Annotated in this window: 16 protein-coding genes; 11 read left to right on the plus strand and 5 right to left on the minus strand. The window is 67.6% G+C overall.

The window, feature by feature from the left end:
• Positions 1-9 precede the first annotated feature (9 nt).
• Together AC5Y4Q_RS01375 and AC5Y4Q_RS01380 are read right to left on the minus strand one after the other, a co-directional pair.
• Positions 10-1011, minus strand: coding sequence for an acyl-ACP desaturase (locus tag AC5Y4Q_RS01375; protein WP_064921460.1), 1002 nt, complete (start codon positions 1009-1011; stop codon positions 10-12).
• Between the two features lie 86 nt (positions 1012-1097).
• Positions 1098-1697, minus strand: a complete 600-nt coding sequence (locus AC5Y4Q_RS01380) for a TetR/AcrR family transcriptional regulator (RefSeq protein ID WP_125225358.1) — start codon at positions 1695-1697, stop codon at positions 1098-1100.
• 315 nt (positions 1698-2012) lie between these two features.
• On the opposite strand from AC5Y4Q_RS01380, the gene AC5Y4Q_RS01385 reads away from it, so the two are divergent.
• From AC5Y4Q_RS01385 to AC5Y4Q_RS01410, 6 genes are read left to right on the plus strand one after another with little or no spacing between them, the layout of a single operon-like run.
• Positions 2013-2885, plus strand: a complete 873-nt coding sequence (locus tag AC5Y4Q_RS01385) for an SDR family NAD(P)-dependent oxidoreductase (protein WP_499957660.1) — start codon at positions 2013-2015, stop codon at positions 2883-2885.
• On the plus strand, positions 2885-4273 hold the full coding sequence (locus AC5Y4Q_RS01390) for an aromatic ring-hydroxylating oxygenase subunit alpha (protein ID WP_499957662.1): 1389 nt from the start codon (positions 2885-2887) through the stop codon (positions 4271-4273). The genes AC5Y4Q_RS01385 and AC5Y4Q_RS01390 overlap by 1 nt, the downstream gene beginning before the upstream one ends.
• The gene (locus AC5Y4Q_RS01395) at positions 4270-6102 is read left to right on the plus strand and encodes a flavin-containing monooxygenase (protein ID WP_064921464.1); all 1833 of its coding nucleotides are present in this window, start codon (positions 4270-4272) and stop codon (positions 6100-6102) included. Before AC5Y4Q_RS01390 ends, AC5Y4Q_RS01395 begins: the two co-directional genes overlap by 4 nt.
• Complete coding sequence (locus tag AC5Y4Q_RS01400; RefSeq protein WP_064921465.1) at positions 6103-6930, plus strand: TauD/TfdA dioxygenase family protein; 828 nt, start codon at positions 6103-6105, stop codon at positions 6928-6930.
• Entirely contained in the window at positions 6927-7877 is a 951-nt protein-coding gene (locus AC5Y4Q_RS01405; protein WP_499957665.1) for an SDR family NAD(P)-dependent oxidoreductase, read from the plus strand. The genes AC5Y4Q_RS01400 and AC5Y4Q_RS01405 overlap by 4 nt, the downstream gene beginning before the upstream one ends.
• 17 nt (positions 7878-7894) lie before the next feature.
• A complete protein-coding gene (locus AC5Y4Q_RS01410; protein ID WP_125225361.1) occupies positions 7895-9319 on the plus strand; it encodes an aldehyde dehydrogenase family protein in 1425 nt (474 codons plus the stop codon).
• 11 nt (positions 9320-9330) lie between these two features.
• On the opposite strand, the gene AC5Y4Q_RS01415 is transcribed toward AC5Y4Q_RS01410, so the two are convergent.
• Positions 9331-10338: a ferredoxin--NADP reductase gene (locus tag AC5Y4Q_RS01415; RefSeq protein ID WP_125225362.1), complete on the minus strand. Its 1008-nt coding sequence runs from the start codon at positions 10336-10338 to the stop codon at positions 9331-9333.
• A gap of 71 nt (positions 10339-10409) precedes the next feature.
• Between AC5Y4Q_RS01415 and AC5Y4Q_RS01420 the strand changes: the two genes are divergently transcribed.
• Genes AC5Y4Q_RS01420 through meaB form a run of 5 tightly spaced genes read left to right on the plus strand, consistent with a single transcriptional unit; the run spans position 10410 to position 15481 of the window.
• Complete coding sequence (locus AC5Y4Q_RS01420) at positions 10410-11849, plus strand: class I adenylate-forming enzyme family protein (protein ID WP_125225363.1); 1440 nt, start codon at positions 10410-10412, stop codon at positions 11847-11849.
• Positions 11834-12739 (plus strand): acyl-CoA dehydrogenase family protein, encoded by a 906-nt coding sequence (locus tag AC5Y4Q_RS01425; protein WP_064921606.1) that lies wholly within the window; start codon positions 11834-11836, stop codon positions 12737-12739. Before AC5Y4Q_RS01420 ends, AC5Y4Q_RS01425 begins: the two co-directional genes overlap by 16 nt.
• Positions 12726-13817 (plus strand): acyl-CoA dehydrogenase family protein, encoded by a 1092-nt coding sequence (locus AC5Y4Q_RS01430; protein ID WP_064921607.1) that lies wholly within the window; start codon positions 12726-12728, stop codon positions 13815-13817. Before AC5Y4Q_RS01425 ends, AC5Y4Q_RS01430 begins: the two co-directional genes overlap by 14 nt.
• A gap of 1 nt (position 13818) precedes the next feature.
• The gene (locus tag AC5Y4Q_RS01435; protein ID WP_125225365.1) at positions 13819-14586 is read left to right on the plus strand and encodes an enoyl-CoA hydratase/isomerase family protein; all 768 of its coding nucleotides are present in this window, start codon (positions 13819-13821) and stop codon (positions 14584-14586) included.
• A 7-nt stretch (positions 14587-14593) separates the two neighbouring features.
• Complete coding sequence (gene meaB, locus AC5Y4Q_RS01440; RefSeq protein ID WP_499957669.1) at positions 14594-15481, plus strand: methylmalonyl Co-A mutase-associated GTPase MeaB; 888 nt, start codon at positions 14594-14596, stop codon at positions 15479-15481.
• Here the strand turns inward: meaB and AC5Y4Q_RS01445 are convergent.
• Together AC5Y4Q_RS01445 and AC5Y4Q_RS01450 are read right to left on the minus strand one after the other, a co-directional pair.
• The gene (locus tag AC5Y4Q_RS01445) at positions 15478-16545 is read right to left on the minus strand and encodes an NAD(P)H-dependent amine dehydrogenase family protein (RefSeq protein WP_499958285.1); all 1068 of its coding nucleotides are present in this window, start codon (positions 16543-16545) and stop codon (positions 15478-15480) included. The two genes, meaB and AC5Y4Q_RS01445, sit on opposite strands and share 4 nt — an antisense overlap.
• A 148-nt stretch (positions 16546-16693) precedes the next feature.
• Positions 16694-17347 (minus strand): TetR/AcrR family transcriptional regulator, encoded by a 654-nt coding sequence (locus AC5Y4Q_RS01450; protein WP_499957671.1) that lies wholly within the window; start codon positions 17345-17347, stop codon positions 16694-16696.
• Between the last annotated feature and the right edge of the window lie 120 nt (positions 17348-17467).

Consider the following 17467-nt stretch of genomic DNA (forward strand, 5'->3'; position numbering starts at 1 on the left):
CGCTGCCGACTACGGCGCTGATGGCTCCAGCACCTTCTTGGCGGCGCGCTTCTCGGCCATCTTGGCCTCCCGCTCGAGCCGGCGCTGCTTGGCCACCTCGAACTTCTCGCACGTCTCATCCAGCTCGGCGACGATCTTGCCGATCTCGTCCTGGTAGCGGGCCGCCTCGCCGCTGAACTCGCGCTCGAGGATGCGCCACTTCTTCAGCACCGGCATCACCACGTCGTCGCGGTGGATGATCGGGTCGTAGACACCGCCGACGGCGATGATGACCGCTTTGCGGCGGAACTCCGGGACCACGAATCCGGGCATCTGGAAGTTGGCCAGCACCCGGTGCAGCGAGTACATCGCCCGGTCCGGCGCGATGTCGAACCCGACCGCGCTGATGTCGCGGTAGAAGATCATGTGCAGGTTCTCGTCGGCCGAGATCCGGGCCAGCAGCTGATCGGCGACCGGGTCATTGCAGGCCCGGCCGGTGTTGCGGTGCGAGATCCGGGTGGCCAGCTCCTGGAACGTCACGTAGATGACCGAGTCGAACAGGCTCTCGGCGAACAGATCGTCCTGGACCTGGTGGTTCTGCCCCGGGCTGAAGCCGCGGTTGACGGTCTCCATCCGCAGGGTCTCCAACTCGATCGGGTCGCAGTTGCGGGTGACGACGAGGTAGTCGCGCAGCGCGATGCCGTGGCGGTTCTCCTCGGCGGTCCATCGGTTGACCCAGGTGCCCCACGGGGCGTCCATGGTGAAGTTCATCGCGATCTCGCGGTGATACGACGGCAGGTTGTCCTCGGTCAGCAAGTTCTGCACCATGGCGGTGCGCGCGACCTCGGAGAGCTTCGACTGCTCCGGGTCCCAGTCCTGCCCGCCGAGGGCGTAGTAGTTCTTGCCCTCCGACCACGGGACGTAGTCGTGGGGATTCCAGTCTTTGGTCATGGAGAAGTGGCGGTTGACCGCGTTCTCGACGACCGGCTCGAGCTCGTGCAGCAACTCGAGGTCAGTCCACTCACGCGTCATAACAGCTCCTGAGTATCTGTGTCCGCTAGTTGCAGGCAATATATCTGTGTATGCCGGTAGCAGCAAGTTCGCGGGGGCGTGTTGTGCTAACCATTGTCCGCATCTTCGACCCGGCCGGTGTTGAGCAGCATGTCGACGCAGAAGTCGATGAACTGTGTCCGGCTGGCCACCAGCCGCCCGTTGAGATAGGCGGTGAACAAGGCGGTCAGGGCGCCGATCAGCCCGGTCGCCACCATGTTCTGTAGGCCGGGATCACCGATTCGGGTGAGCTTGCGCTGCAGCATCTCGATGAACGTCGGCATCCATTGCGCACCGGAGTGGGTCAGGACCGGCTCGGTCTCCGGAGCCAGTAGCAGCACCCGGCCGCGCACCGGGTCGTCGACCATCAGGGCAACGAAGCCTTCCACGGCTTCCCGCGGCGTATGTGCCGACAGCAGGGCCGCCATCGCGCGGGTACACACGTCGTCGTAGACGGCGCGGACGAATTCATCGCGGTCGGCGAAGCTTTCGTAGAAGTAGCGCTCGGTCAGCGCCGCAGCGCGGCAGACCGACCGGATGGTCAGCGTGGGCCCGTTCTCGCCGCCGAGCAGTTGTACGCCGGCCGCGATGAATGCGTCGCGGCGCAGGGCCTGACGGTCTTTCAGGGGGACCCCGGACCAACGGCCCCGGCGTTGACCGGACGGCACTTCAATCTCCTAAGGTCCAGTTTGACAACGATCGTAGCCCCTGGCGCACGCCTCGGCGCGTGCGCTTCCGCTGTTCGACAAGCGTGACGTGCTGACCGCCGCGACGACGAGCCCGCTCCCGTGGCGCAGTGCCACTGCCCGCGTTAGTCCAGACAATAAAACCGCCGGGGCGCCCCGATGCGCCCTTGACTGCGCGCACAGTGCTGCGGAATAGTGTTCTTCAGAACGAAGAATGACGTATGTTGTCCGGACAAATCGGCATATCCCGTCTGACGGGCGTGCCGATCTGCTGCCGGTGCCAGGAGAAAGCGGGTCATGGCGGATCACTCCAGCCTCCTGGGCCACTCGGACCTCCTGGGCCTTGATGGCCGTGTCGTCGTGGTGTCCGGGGCCGGCGGCGGCGGCATCGGCACCACGATCACCGCGATGGCGGCAACCGCCGGAGCCACGGTGATCGCGGTGAGCCGGTCCGCGGCCAACCTCGCCGAGCATGTCGCGCCGCTGGCCGCCCAAGGCCTGTCGGTGCTGCCGGTGGCGGCCGACGCCGCCACCGACGAAGGCATCGCTGCGGTGCTCGATGCGGCGCGGCAGGCCGACGGGCCGCTCTACGGGCTGGTCAACGTCGCCGGCGGGGCCGCGCCGGCGACCTGGATGCCCGCTACCCGGGTCGCCCGCTCCGATTGGCGCGAAATCTTCGCGCAGAACCTCGAGACCGCGTTCTTCATGAGCCGGGCCGTCGCCGCCGAACTGGTGTCCCAGCGGCTGCCGGGCTCGATCGTGTCGATCTCCTCGATCAGCGGCATGAACACCGCGCCGTTCCACATCGCCTACGGCACAGCCAAGGCCGGCATCGCCGCGATGACCCGCACCATGGCGCTCGAACTTGCGGCGGCCGGGATCCGGGTCAACGCGGTGGCTCCGGGGGTCACCGAGACCGCGGCGTCGGGCACCTATGTCGACGACGATCCCGATCGCGACCGGCGGGCGATCGCCATGGGGCGCCGGGGACGGCCCGACGAGCAGGCCGGGCCGATCCTGTTTCTGCTGTCGGATCTGTCCAGCTACATCACCGGCCAGACGCTGCTGGTCGACGGCGGGCTCGACCTCAAATGGAGTCACCTCGCCGACGACAACACCTCGCTGTTCCTCAAGGACGAAACCTTCCGCGCGGCAATGAGGAGGATGTGATGACCGATCCGGCGCGCACCGCCGATCCGGCCGAAGAACTGTCGCAACCGATGACGATCGGCGTGGAGGCCTACACCTGCGGCGACTATGCCCGCGCCGAACGCGACAAGCTATGGCGCAAGGTGTGGCAGCAGGTCGGGCGAGTCGAGGACTTGCCGGAGATCGGTAGCTACCTCACCTACGACATCCTCGACGACTCGATCATCGTGGTGCGCACCGGCGCGGAAACCTTTGCGGCTCACCACAACGTCTGCATGCACCGCGGCCGCCGGCTGATCGACACCCCGACCGGGGCGAAGAACGCCTGCGCGCGCACCCGCAAGTCTTTCGTCTGCGGCTTCCACGGGTGGACCTACGGGCTGGACGGGGCGTGCACCCACATTCGCGAACAGGACGACTGGCAGGGCACGCTGACGCCGGCGAACACTCACCTGCGGCCGGTGCGCGTCGACACCTGGGGTGGCTGGATCTGGATCAATATGGATCCGGACTGCGAATCGCTGGCCGACTACCTGTTTCCCGCGGCCAAGATCCTCGACCCGTTCGGGCTGGAGAACATGCGCTACAAGTGGCGCCGGTGGCTGGAATTCGACTGCAACTGGAAGGTCGCCATGGAGGCCTTCAACGAGACCTACCACGTCTATACCACCCACCCGGAGTTCAACAAGTTCGGCGAGTTCAAGGGCTGGGCCAAAGTGCAGGGCAAGCACAGCAACATCGGCTACGACGCCCCCGATGACCTGGAGACGACGAAGTCCAAGATCCGCCTGGGCACCGGCGCCGACCCACGGGTGTCGACTGCCGAGATGCAGATCTACACCATGGAGGAGACCAACGCCACCACCACGACGACCCTGGTGAACGCCGCCAAGCGGCTGGTCGACGAGCTTCCCGAGGGCACTCCGGCCGACCAGGTCCTGCAACACTGGCTGGCATCGGCACGCCGCGACGACGCGGCCCGCGGCGTCATCTGGCCGACGATCCCCGCCGATGTGCTCGGCCAGGCCGGCACCGCGTGGCAGATCTTCCCGAACTTCCAGATCGGCCAGGGCCTCACCAGTGCGCTGTGCTACAGCGCCCGGCCGCACCCGAGCTACAACCCCGACAAATGCATCTTCGAGGTCTCGGTGTTCGAGCTCTTCCCCAAAGGTGAAGAACCGCAGACCGATTGGGAGTACACCCCGGTCGGCGACCCGGGCTGGCGCTCGGTGCTGCCGCAGGACTTCTCCAACATGGCCGCGGTTCAGCAGGGCATGAAATCCCTTGGCTACCAGGGTGCGAAGCCCAACCCATATCGGGAGCGCGCCATCGTCAACCTGCACCACCAGCTGGCGAAGTACATGGGCTCCGGTGAACCGCAGGAGCTCCCGAAAGGAAACAATCGATGACGGAGTGCCCGCCGACCCACACACCGGACGATTTCGACATCGACGCGCTACGAGCGAAATACGCCGCTGAGCGGGCCAAGCGGCTGCGCACCGACGGCTCCCGTCAATACATCGAGGTCGAGGATGACTTCGCCGACTACTACGAGGTCGACCCGTACACGCCGGTAACACCGCGCGACCCGATCGTGGAGGACATCGACGTCGCGGTGCTCGGCGGCGGGTTCGCCGGACTGCTGTCGGCGGCGCACCTGAAAAAGGCCGGCGTCGACGATGTCCGGGTCATCGAGCTCGGCGGCGACTTCGGCGGGGTGTGGTACTGGAACCGCTTCCCCGGAATCCAGTGCGACAACGAATCCTATTGCTACATCCCGCTCCTCGAAGAGCTGGACTTCATCCCGAGCAAGAAGTTCGCTGACGGTCCGGAGATCTACGAGCACTGCCGGCGCATCGGCAAGCATTTCGGCCTGTACGACTCGGCGATCTTCTCCACCCAGGTCCGTGAGCTGCGCTGGCAGGAACAGACCTGCCGCTGGCAGATCACCACCAACCGGGGCGACGACATCCGGGCGCGCTTCGTGGTGATGGCGTCGGGGCCGTTCCACCGGCCGAAGCTGCCCGGCATTCCGGGCATCAAGGAGTTCACCGGCCACAGCTTCCACACCGCGCGCTGGGACTACGCCTACACCGGCGGGGACAGCACCGGGGGACTGCACAAGCTTGCCGACAAACGGGTCGCGCTGGTCGGCACCGGTGCCACCGGGGTGCAGGTGGTCCCGTTCCTGGGCGAATATGCCAAGCATCTGTACGTGTTTCAGCGCACGCCTTCGACCGTCGACTTCCGGGGCAACAAGCCCACCGATCCGGAGTGGGTGAAGACGCTGAAGCCCGGCTGGCAGCGGGAGCGGCAGCGCAACTTCCACGCCTGGACGTTCGAAGGCATGGCGCTGGGACAACCGGACCTGGTCTGCGATTTCTGGACCGAGCTGGGCCGCAACACTGCTGAGCAGGTGCTGGCCCTGGAAGACCCGGCGGCGATGACCCCGGAGCAATTCATGGCGATCCGGGAGGTCGAGGACTACAAGATCATGGAGCGGTTGCGCCGCCGCATCGACGACATCGTCGCCGACCGCGCGACCGCCGAAGCGCTCAAGCCGTACTACCGGTTCCTGTGTAAGCGTCCCTGTTCCAACGACGACTATCTCGATACGTTCAACCGGCCTAACGTGACACTTGTCGACGTCTCAGACGCCAAGGGCGTGGAACGGGCCACCGCCACGGGGCTGGTCGCCGGCGGCGTCGAGTACGAGGTCGACTGCATCATCTATGCCAGCGGTTTCGAGATCACCACCGATATCAGCCGCCGCTACTCGATCGACACGATCGAGGGCCGCGATGGGCTGTCGCTGTACGACCACTGGCGCGACGGTTACCGGACGTTGCACGGCATGACCAGCCGGGGTTTCCCCAACCAGTTCTTCACCGGCTTCACCCAGGTGGGCATCTCGGCCAACATCGCGGCGAATTACGAGCTTCAAGGTGAACACATCGCCTACATCATCGCCGAAGCGCTGGCGCGGGGAGCGAGCACGGTGGAACCGGAATCGGAGGCTCAAGAGGACTGGTGCCGCACCATCCGGGAGACCGCTGTCGACAATTCAGCGTTCGAACAACAGTGCACGCCCGGCTATTACAACAACGAGGGCGGCGGGGGCGGTGAGAAGATCCGTTCGCATCTAGGTGAGCCCTACGGCCCGGGTTTCTATGCGTTCGAAGACCTGCTGCGCGATTGGCGCGCGGCCGGCGATTTGAAGGGTCTGGTTCTGGAGTAGATGACCGCGATGACGCTGACCACCCGCGATCTCACCCCGCGGATCGCCACCGAGATCCGCGCCGACAAGGACGCGCTGCTGTCCGGTGACCATGCCGGGGCGATCCGTGAGCTTCTCGAACAGCGCGGTGTCCTGGTGTTCCCGCAGATCGGGTTCACCGACGCCGAACAGGTCGCCTTCACCGAGACGTTGGGCACGCTGGCGCCCGAGCGCGACGGTGCGGCCGTCTACGACGTCACGTTGGACACCGAGATCAACAAGCAGGCCGATTACCTCAAAGGTTCCTTCTACTGGCACCTGGATGGCACGATGAACCAGGTGCCGATCCTGGCGTCGCTGCTGCTCAGCAAGGTGCTGCCGGCCGGTGGTGGCGGCGACACCGAGTTCTGCAACACCTATGCCGCCTATGAGGAGCTGCCTGACGAGGACAAGCAGCGGCTGGAGTCGCTGCGGGCGATGCACTCGGCGTGGAATTCACTGTTGTACTACGACCCCGAGCCGGACGCCGCTACGCTGCAACAGATGATGGCGATCGGCCAGTGCGAGCTGCCGCTGGTCTGGACGCACCGCTCCGGGCGCAAGTCGTTGATCCTCGGCTGCACCGCCAGCCACATCGTCGGCATGGACTACTCCGAGAGCACCAAAACCCTGGTGCGACTGCGCGACTGGGCCACCCAGCCGCAATTTGTCTACCGGCACCAGTGGTCGGTCGGTGACCTGGTCATGTGGGACAACACCGGCACGATGCACCGGGCCCGCCCCTACGATGCGGCCTCGGGCCGGATGCTGCACCGGACCAAGCTCGCCGGTGAGGAACCCTTCGCTTGAGCGGATCTGACGACCTCGGGTTCGACGGCCGGGTCGCCGTCGTGACCGGTGCCGGGCGGGGGCTGGGCCGCGCCTACGCGCAACTGCTGGCGGCGCGGGGGGCCCGCGTCGTCGTCAACGACACCGGGGCCGACCTCACCGGCGACGGCATGCGCGTGGACCCGGCCGAGGAGGTCGCCGCGGCGATCCGGGCGGACGGGGGCGACGCGGTCGCCTGCACCGCGTCGGTCGCCACACCGCAGGGCGGGCAGGACATCATCGGGTCCGCGCTGGAGCACTACGGCCGACTCGACGTCGTGATCCACAACGCCGGAAACGTTCGGCGGGCCTCGTTGCGGCAGATGAGCTATACCGATTTCGATGCCGTCCTCGACGTGCATCTGCGCGGTGCCTTCCATGTCGTGCGTCCGGCCTTTCCGGTGATGTGCGATGCGGGTTACGGTCGCATCGTGTTGACTTCGTCGATCGGCGGCTTGTACGGCAACTTCGAGGTGGCCAACTATGCGGCCGCCAAAGCGGGTGTGATCGGGCTGAGCAACGTCGCGGCGCTGGAGGGCGCAGCTTCCGGTGTCAGGTGCAATGTCGTGGTGCCGGCGGCGGTGACGCGGATGGCTGAGGGCATCGACACCTCCGGTTATCCGCCGATGAAGCCGGAGCTGGTCGCACCCGTGGTGGGCTGGCTTGCCCACGAATCCTGTTCGGTCACCGGCGAAGTGCTGATCGCACTGGCGGGCCGGGTGGCCCGGGCGGTGGTGGCCGAAAGCCCGGGCGTGTACCAGCCGCGGTGGACCATCGGCGAGGTCGGGGAACGGATCGCACAGATCCGGGATATCGGTGCGCCGGTGATCTTCCCGGTGGTGCCGGACGGTCATGCCGACCACATCCGATACAGCTTCGGCCTGGCACACGCCGGCCGCCTTCGGCGCCAGCCCGAGGAAACCCGGTAGCACAAAGGAGTGTTGTGATGCGCGAATACGTCAAGTTCTACATCGACGGGCAGTGGGTGGATCCGGCCGAGCCGAAGACCCTCGACGTGGAGAACCCGGCCACCGAGCAGGTCTGCGGCAAGATCGCCCTCGGTTCCGCAGCCGATGTCGACCGCGCGGTCGCGGCGGCCCGCCGGGCATTTGGCGGCTGGTCGCAGACCAGCCGCGCCGAGCGCCTGGACCTCATGCAGGCGATCCTCGCCGAATACCAGCGTCGCAGCGGCGATCTCGCCGACGCGGTGCACGAGGAGATGGGTGCCCCGCCGGCGCTGGCCGCCGGGGCGCAGGTGCAGTTGGGCATCGGCCACATGGTCACCGCGATCGACGCGCTGAAGAACTTCTCGTTCGAAGAGCAGCGTGGCCAGACGCTGGTGACCAGGGAACCGATCGGAGTGTGCGGCCTGATCACACCGTGGAACTGGCCGTTGAACCAGATCGCGGTGAAGGTCTATCCGGCATTGGCGACCGGCTGCACCATGGTGCTGAAGCCCTCGGAGGTGGCGCCGTTCTCTGCCTACATCTTCACCGAGATCATGGCCGCCGCAGGCGTTCCGGCCGGTGTGTACAACATGGTCAACGGCGACGGCCCCGGGGTGGGGGTGGCACTGGCGCAGCACCCCGACATCGACATGGTGTCGTTTACCGGGTCGACCCGCGCGGGCGTCTCGGTGGCCGAGCACGCCGCACCCACGGTGAAGCGGGTGACTCAGGAGCTCGGCGGTAAGAGCCCCAACATCGTGCTCGATGACGACGCGTTCGTCGACAGCGTCACCGCCGGCGTGGCGAACATGATGGTCAACTCCGGGCAGAGCTGCAATGCGCCGTCGCGCATGCTGGTGCCGAACTCGCGGATGGAGGAGGCGATCGCGATCGCGAACGCGGTGGCCGGACAGGTCAAGGTGGGCGATCCGGAGGATGCGCGCGCCATCGGGCCGGTGGCGTCGAAGATGCAGTTCGAGAAGGTGCAGGGGCTGATCGAGAAGGGTATTGCCGAAGGCGCGACGGTCGCCGCCGGCGGACCCGGACGTCCGGCCGGGCTGGACACCGGTTACTACGTCAAACCGACGGTCTTCGCGCACGTGAACAACCAGATGACGATCGCGCGCGAGGAGATCTTCGGGCCGGTGCTGTGCATCCTGGGCTACGACGACGTGGACGAGGCGGTGGAGATCGCCAATGACACCGATTACGGCCTGGCGGGCTACGTCTCGGCCGCCGACGTGGAGGCGGCGCGTGCGGTGGCCCGGCGGATCCGGGCCGGCTGGGTGACCATCAACCACGCTTTCGACATGAACGCGCCGTTCGGCGGTTACAAGCGCAGCGGCAACGGCCGGGAATGGAGCGACGCCGGGTTCCAGGAGTACCTGGAGACCAAGAGCACGCTGGGCGCGGCGGCGGGCTGAGGCGGCGAAACCTACTCGTAGTGCACGGTGATCGAGCCGCCTTCGGGAACACCCTGACAGGTCAGGATGTAGCCGTCGGCGACCTCGTCATCGTCGAGAGCCGTGTTGGCGATCATTGTCGCGCTGCCCTCGCTGATGTGGGCGATGCAGGTTCCGCAGTTGCCGGCCTCGCACGAGAACGGCGGGGCCAGCCCGGCCCGCCGGGCGCTTTGCAGCAGGGTCTCGCCGGCGACCCGCGGCACCGACGCCTGCTTGCGCCCGAGGTGGATCGTTACCGTGCCGCTCACCTCGGTGGCGGTGTCGATGGCAGGTGTCGCCGGTGCCGCTGGGACGGCCATGTCGAAGTCCTCGACGAACAGCCGGCCCGGGCCCGGCCAGGCCTGCCGCACCACCGCCATGAATCCTTCCGGGCCGCACAGATAGCAGTCGGCGCCGGTGTCGTCGCCGACGAACGCGGTGACGGCGGCGGCATCCAGCAGGCCGTCGGTGTCGTCGCGATGCCGCTGCACCGACAGCCGGCCCGGATATCGGTCTGCGAGCCGGTTCAGCGCCTCGTCGAAGATCGCCGACGCGGCATCCCGGTCGGCGCAGAGCAGCCGTACCGGGCGGTCGGTGGCCGCCAGCGCGCTCTTGGCCAGCGACAGGATCGGGGTGATCCCGCTGCCGCCGGAGAACCCCAGCAGCGGAGCGTCCGAGGAATCCAGGCAGAAGGTCCCCGCGGCGCGGGTCATCGTCAACTGGTCGCCTTCGGCGACGTTGTCCAGCAACCAGTTCGACACTTTCCCGCCGGGAACACGTTTGACGGTGGTCATCAGCTCGGAGTCGGTCTCCGGCGCGCTCGACATCGAGTAAGACCGGTACAGCTCCTCGCCGCCGACCTTCACCTGAAACGTCGAGTACTGACCGGCCCGGTAGGGAAACGCCCCCCCGTGCGGCGCCAGGACGAACGTGTACGCCTCGGCGGTCTCCTTGACGATGCGGGTCACGGTCGCCCGCTGGAAAACATGAGTGACCGCCATGACCACCCCTTCCGGTTTGCGTTCTTCGTTACAGAGAATACTATTCTCTCAAACCGATAGGATCTTCTCAAATGTCGTCTGGGTCGCCTGCGTCATCCACCGCGGTGGTTGCGTTCGAGGACCGGCAGTTGTCGCTGCCGGACATCGACGCAGCGGCCGGCGCGCTGGCCGCTGCCCTTGCCGCCGACGGCGTGGCCGCCGGTGACCGGGTGGCGCTGATGGCGTCGAACCGGCCGGAGTTCGTCGTCGCCGTGCACGCCATCTGGCGACTGCGTGCGGTCGCCGCCCTGATCAGCCCCGCCTGGAAGCGCGCCGAGGTGGCGCACGCGCTGGCGCTGGTCGAGCCCCGCTACGCCCTGGGTGACCATCCGGTGCTGGCCGAGCTGATGCCGATGCGGCACCTCGACGAAACTACGGCCGCGCTACCCGACGGAACCTGGGGCGGCGATCCGCCGCCCGCCGACGCCGACGCCCTGTTGGTGTTCAGCTCCGGCACCACCGGTTTGCCCAAAGCGGTGCGGCACACGCACGCCTCGCTGGCCGCGGGGGTGCGGCACTGGCGGGATGCGTTGGGGCTGACCGCCGCTGATCGGATCCAGGTCATGACCCCGCCGTCGCACATCCTCGGCCTGCTCAACATCCTGACCGCGCTGAGCGTCGGAGCGCGGGTGCGCCTGCACCGCCGGTTCGACGTCGACGTGATGCTGCGAACGATCGGCGACGACCGGATCACCGTCGAGATGGCGGTGGCGCCGATCGCGCTGGCCATCGCCGGGCATCCGGACCTGGAGTCGTTCGACTTGTCGTCGCTGCGTTTCATCATGTGGGGCGCCACCCCCGTCACCGTCGCCGTCGCCGAGCAGGTCACCCGGCGCACCGGGGTGGGCTGGGTACCGGCCTACGGCACCAGCGAACTGCCGGTGATCGCCTGCAGTCCGCCCGACGGCGCCGGCTCGGACGAGGCGGTGTTGTCCACCGTCGGGCGGCCGGTGCCCGGAGTCGAGGTTCAGGTGGTGGATGTCGATACCGGCGAGCCGCTGCCCCCAGGCGCCCCGGGTGAGATCCTGGCCCGGTCCGATTCACTGATGGCCGGTTACCTTCCCGCCGAGGCGAGCTCGGAAGTGTTGCGCGGCGGCTGGTTTCACACCGGGGATATCGGCTACCTCGACGCCGACGGTCGGCTGCGGATCACCGACCGCTGCAAGGAGATGATCAAGGTCCGCGGCTTTCAGGTCGCCCCCGCAGAAATCGAGGCGGTGCTGCACGAGCATCCAGCCGTCGCCGACTGCGGCGTGTTCGGGGTGCCTGACCGGGGCGACGGGGAGGCCATCGTCGCGGCGGTCGCACTGCGCGCGCCGGTCAGCGACGCCGAGCTGACCGCGCTGGTGGGCGACCGCCTCGCGTCCTACAAACGCCTCAGCCGGGTGGTGGTCGTGCCCGAGATCCCCCGGTTGCCGTCCGGAAAGCTGTTGCGTCGACTACTGAAGGAGCGCCTATGGATGTCCGGCTGAATGCTGAGCAGCGACAACTGCGGGATGCTGCAGCCAAGCTCGCCGACGACCTGGGGCCGGGCTCGGTCGCCGAACTCGACGATGCCGGTCGCGTGACGCGGCTGGAAAAGGCTGTCGCCCAGACCGGTTGGCGCTCGCTGCGCTCTGACGGGGCATCCGGGGTGGAGGTGGCGATCGTCGCCGAGGAGTTCGGACGCGGCCTGGTCGACGTGCCGTTCCTCGGCCCGGTGCTCGCCGACGATCTGGGCCGGCATGTGGCACTGGGCGCGGGTCCGGCCACGGTGGCGTTCCAGCAGGTCGCCATCGACGCCCGCGGCGCGGCGCACGCCGCGACGGTGCACGAGCACGCGGTGCTGACCGCCCCGGTCGGCGCGGCGCGCACCGGCGCCGACCTGACCCGGCCCGGAGCCGAGCTGGCCGGTGCGCTGCAGCAGGCCGGCGAACTCGGCGCCGAGGATGTCGCGGCCTGGCAGGCGCTGGCGCTGGTGACAACCTGTGCCGATCTGGTCGGCACCGCGCGTGGTGCGCACGCGCTGGCGTGTGACTACGCCAAGCTCCGGGAGCAGTACGGCAAACCCATCGGCAGCTATCAGGCCATCGCCCACCTGCTCGCCGAGGGACTGGCCCTGATCGAGGGCTCGGTTAGCGTGCTGCGGCACGCCGCGTGGGCGGTCGATGAAGCAGCCCCGGCCGACGCGGTGCGCGCAGCGCGCATCGCCAAGATCTATTGCGCCCGCACCGCTCGGACCGTCTGCGAGACCGCGATCCAGGTTCACGGCGGTATCGGCAACACCTGGGAATGCCTTGCGCACGTGTACCTGCGGCGCGCACTGACCTCGACCGGCCTGTGGCCCGTGACGATTAGGGAGATCGCTGATGGACTTTCGTGACTCGCCCGCCGAAGCCGACTTCCGCAGCCGGCTTCGGGCCTGGCTGACCGAGCGGGCCGGGACCTTCCCCGCGGCCGGAGACGACGAGTACTGGGCGCGCCAAGGCGAATGGCATCAAGCCCTCTACGGTGCCGGCTTCTTCGGCGTGTCCTGGCCGCGCGCGTACGGCGGCCAGGAGCTGCCGCCGGTCTATGACGTGATCGTCGACGAAGAGTTGGCTGCCGCCGGGGCTCCGCCGCGGCCGAGCCTGGGCTATCTGGTCGTGGGCCTGGGCCGGCACGCCAGTAAAGAACTGCAGCAACGATTTCTGCCGGGGATGATCGACGGCACGCAGCGTTGGTGCCAGGGCTTCTCCGAGCCCGGGGCCGGGTCGGATTTGGCGTCGCTGACCACCACCGCGACCCGTGACGGCGACAACTACGTCATTGCAGGGCACAAGATCTGGACCAGTTACTCCGATGTCGCCGACTGGTGTCTGCTGCTGGCTCGCACCGACAAGGACGCCCCCCGGCACCGGGGCATCTCGGCGTTCATCATCTCCATGCACCAGCCCGGTGTCGAGCAGCGGCCATTGCAGATGATCAACGGTGTCACCACCGAATTCGGTCAGGTGCTGTTCGACGGCGCGACGGTTCCGGCGAGCCAGATGGTCGGTGCGCCGGGGGAGGGTTGGGCGCTGGCGATGACCGTCGTCGGCCATGAGCGTGAGCCTTCGACCCTGGGCTATTCGGCGCGCTACGGCAAGCTGGTCCGCCAGATGGCGAAGCGCGTAGCTGGCGACGTTCCGGAGGAATTGGCCTGGGCGGCAGTGGAAACCGAGATGCTACGGTTGCATGTGCGCCGTCGGCTCTCCGAACAGCTCGACGGGCTGTCGCACGGCCCGGAAGGCTCGCTGGACAAGTTGCTGATGACATGGGTGGAGCAATCGGTGGGCCACGCCGCACTGGCCGTCGGCGGTGTCGACGATCCCGATCTGCTCAGCGCTTACCTTTACAGTCGCGCGCAGAGCGTGATGGGCGGGACCTCGCAGATCCAGAAGAACATCATTGCCGGCCGAATCCTGGGATTGGGAGCTTGAAATGTACGACATACCTGCTGAGATCGACGTGCGCGCCGACGGTCCGCTGCGGATCATCACGCTCAATCGCCCCGAGGCGCTCAATGCCGTCAACGACGCGCTGCACACCGGTCTGGCGAGACTCTGGGCGCAGCTGGACGAAGACCACGACGCCCGCGCGGCGGTGTTGACCGGAAGCGGGCGAGCATTCTCCGCCGGGGGCGACTTCGCCTACCTCGACGAGCTGCGCCGTGATGAGACGCTGCGCGCCAAGACGATTCTGCACGGCCGCGAAATCGTGCTGGGCATGGCGCGCTGCCGCAAACCGGTCATCGCCGCCGTCAACGGGCCCGCGGTCGGGCTGGGTTGCAGCCTGGTGGCGCTCAGCGACATCGTCTACATGGCCGAATCCGCCTATCTGGCCGATCCGCACGTGCAGGTGGGCCTGGTCGCCGCCGACGGCGGCCCGCTGACCTGGCCGCTACAGATGAGCCTGCTGCAGGCCAAGGAGTACGCGCTGACCGGGGCGCGCATCCCGGCCGCGCGGGCGGTGGAGCTCGGCTTGGCCAACCACGTCGTGGAAGACCCGCTGGCCGAAGCGATCTCATGTGCCAAGCGCATCGCCGAGCTGCCCCGCCAGGCCGTCGAGAGCACCAAGCGGCTGCTCAACATCCACCTGGAGCGCTCGGTGCTGGCCACCCTGGATTTCGCGAACATGGCCGAAGACCAGTCGTTTCGAACCGAGGACTTCGCCCACATCATCGATCGGCTCACCGCGAACAAGAACTGATGGGCCGATGACGATCGCCGAGTTGCTCGCGGCGGCCCGGGACGGCTCGATCCGCGCCACCGGGCGACTGCTCAGCCTGGTCGAAAGCGGCCGGCGGGTCGAGGTGCTGTCCGCCGTCGGCCCAGCCACCACCCGGGTCATCGGGGTGACCGGCCCGCCCGGCGCGGGCAAGTCCACCACGATCGCGGCACTGGTCGGGGCGTATCGGGCCCGCGGTATGCGGGTGGCGGTACTCGCCGTCGACCCGTCCTCGCCGTTCAGTGGCGGGGCCCTGCTCGGCGACCGCATCCGAATGGCGGCGCACATCAACGATCCGGCGGTGCTGATCCGTTCGGTGGCCTCCCGCGGCCACCTGGGCGGGCTGGCCGAAGCGGTGCCCGCGGCCATCCAGCTGTTGGCCGGGCTCGGCTACGACGTGCTGTTGCTGGAGACGGTCGGCGTGGGGCAATCCGAGATCGAGATCGCCGCGATCGCCGACCCGACGGTCGTCGTGCTCAACCCCGGTGCCGGCGATGCGGTTCAGGCCGCCAAGGCCGGGTTGCTGGAAGTGGCCGACGTGGTGGTGGTCAACAAAGCCGACCGCGAGGGTGCCCAGCAAACCGTTCGCGAGCTTCGGGTCGAGTTGAAGCACACCGGCGCACCGATTCTCACGCTGATCGCCGCGCAGGGTGTGGGTCTTGGTGAGCTGGTGGACACCATCGAGGCGCACCACCGCGCCGACAGTCGGGAGCGCCGATTGGCACGGGCGCGCTCCCAGATCCTGTCGCTGGCCCAGACGCGGCTGCGGACCCACCCGGCGCTCAACAGACTCGCCGAGCTGGTGGTCGACGGGAGCGATGACCCGTACTCGGCGGCCGAGCGGCTGCTGTCGCCGGGCGACACGGGACAGCGCTAGCGTTTCCGAGCCGGCCAGCGGGGCAGGTTCAGCGGCAGATCGTTGTAGGTAGCGATGCCGGGTTCGGCGGCCACCACGGCCGGGATGGCGTTGATCGGCGGCATCGCGGTCATGATGTGGCCGAGCTCGAAGAAGTCGTCGAGAGACTTCGCCGAGGCGATCATGTCCGGCGGCGGGGTGAACCCGACCTGCATGTTCACCGTCGGGCGGCCGTCGATGGTGATCTTCCACCCGTCGCCGTCGAGCTGCCAATCCGGCTGCAGCGTCTGGCCTTTGCGCCACCGCACGTTGATGTCGATCACGGGCTCGCCGGCCGCGATTCCCCGCCAGCTGGCGAACACCCCGGCCACGTGCCCCGCCGGGATGGTCCACGACGCCATGGCCAGGTCTTCGGTGGTCTGGGCGTATTCGGACACACAGGTGATCTCGTCGAGCTCGACGCCGATCGCGTCGGCGACCAGCTGCACCGCCTCGGCGAACACCGCGGTGCCCTTGGCGGCCATCGGCGCCAGATCCGGGTCGTCGATCGCCGTGCCGAAGCCGACCGGGCGTTCGGTGTCGGGTGAGTCATACAGCGTGGTATCGGCCGTTTCGGTGATGGTGATCTTGTCGATCCGGTCGCACGCCGTCGCCGCCACGATGGCCAGCAGCTCGGCGAAGCCCGGACTGACCCCGGAACCGAACAGGGTGGCGCCGCCCTTGCGGCAGGCCTCGTCGAGCCGGGCGCGATCCTCGCCGAGATTGTGCCCGGTGATGAACGATGCCGAGGTCACCACGTTCACGCCCGCCGACAGGATCGCCACCAGCTCATCGACGTTGATCCACATCGGGTTGTAGACGATGCAGTCCGGTTTGAGCGCCAGCAGCGCCGCGGTGTCGTTGGTGGCGGTGACGCCGAGCGGGTCGATGCCGACCAGCTCGCCGACGTCACGACCGACCTTGTCGTCCGACCACGCGAAGAGTCCGACGAGTTCGTAATCCGGATTGGCGGCGATCGCCCGGACGGAGCTCTTCCCGACGTTGCCGGTCGTCCATTGCACGATCCGGTAGGGGGCGGTCGGCATGCGCATCACCTCTGTCTGCACCGACATGGATAATCAGCTTCTCTGATTCCGATAATTGCGTTCGCTGAATGAGATTATGCGTTTCGACAGGGGAAGTCCAGGGTTCGGGGCGAGCGTGCGAATCGGCGGTCACCCGCCCTGCGGCCGGTCAGCTGCGGGCGAAGCCGTGTGCGCAGAAGTCCCAGACCTCGTCGGCGGTGAGCGGGTTGGCCGCCGGATCGGTTGAAGCCGGACTGGATTGAGCGTTGAACATGACCGTCTGCATGATCATCGCGGCCGCCCGCCGGGGGTTGGGCCCGGCGCGCAGCTGTCCGGCGGCCGCCGCCTGTTCAGTCAGCTCGGTGAGCAGCGCCAACAACGGCGTGTGGGCGACCTTGACCTCGGCGGGGTGGGTCAACAGCAGGGTCGGGGCGAAATCGGTGAACAGCGGCCGTTTGGCGGCCGGGTCGGGGCGGGACGATTCGAACAGCAACTCGACGGCGACCTTGAGGCGTTCCAGCGGATCGGCGTAATTCGCTGTCGCGGCGCGAATCTGTTCAGCCGCGCGGCTCAGGGCGTCCTCGAAGAGCGCCAGCAGCAGCTCGTGTTTGCCGTCGAACTGCAGGTAGAAGCTGCGTAGCGACTGCCGCGAGCGGTCCACGACTTCCTGGACGGTGAAGTCGGTGCTGCCTTTTTCGATGATGATCGACTGCGCGGCATCCAGAAAGCGCTGAACACGTTGGGCCGCGCGGATTTTCGCGGTCTTGATGGAGCGTTCGACCGCACGCTGCTTCCACGCGGGTTCTTCGCTCGGGCTGGTCACCGGCACTCCGGGCTGGTGTGCGCTAGGCGGGGCACAGCGCAACTGTACTGGACGGTAACCCGCCGGCGGCGCGCGACACCGGCAAGGGGATGACGATTCAGAGATCGTAACTTCTCCATT

The sequence above is a fragment of the Mycobacterium sp. NGS16 genome (genome assembly GCF_059813225.1).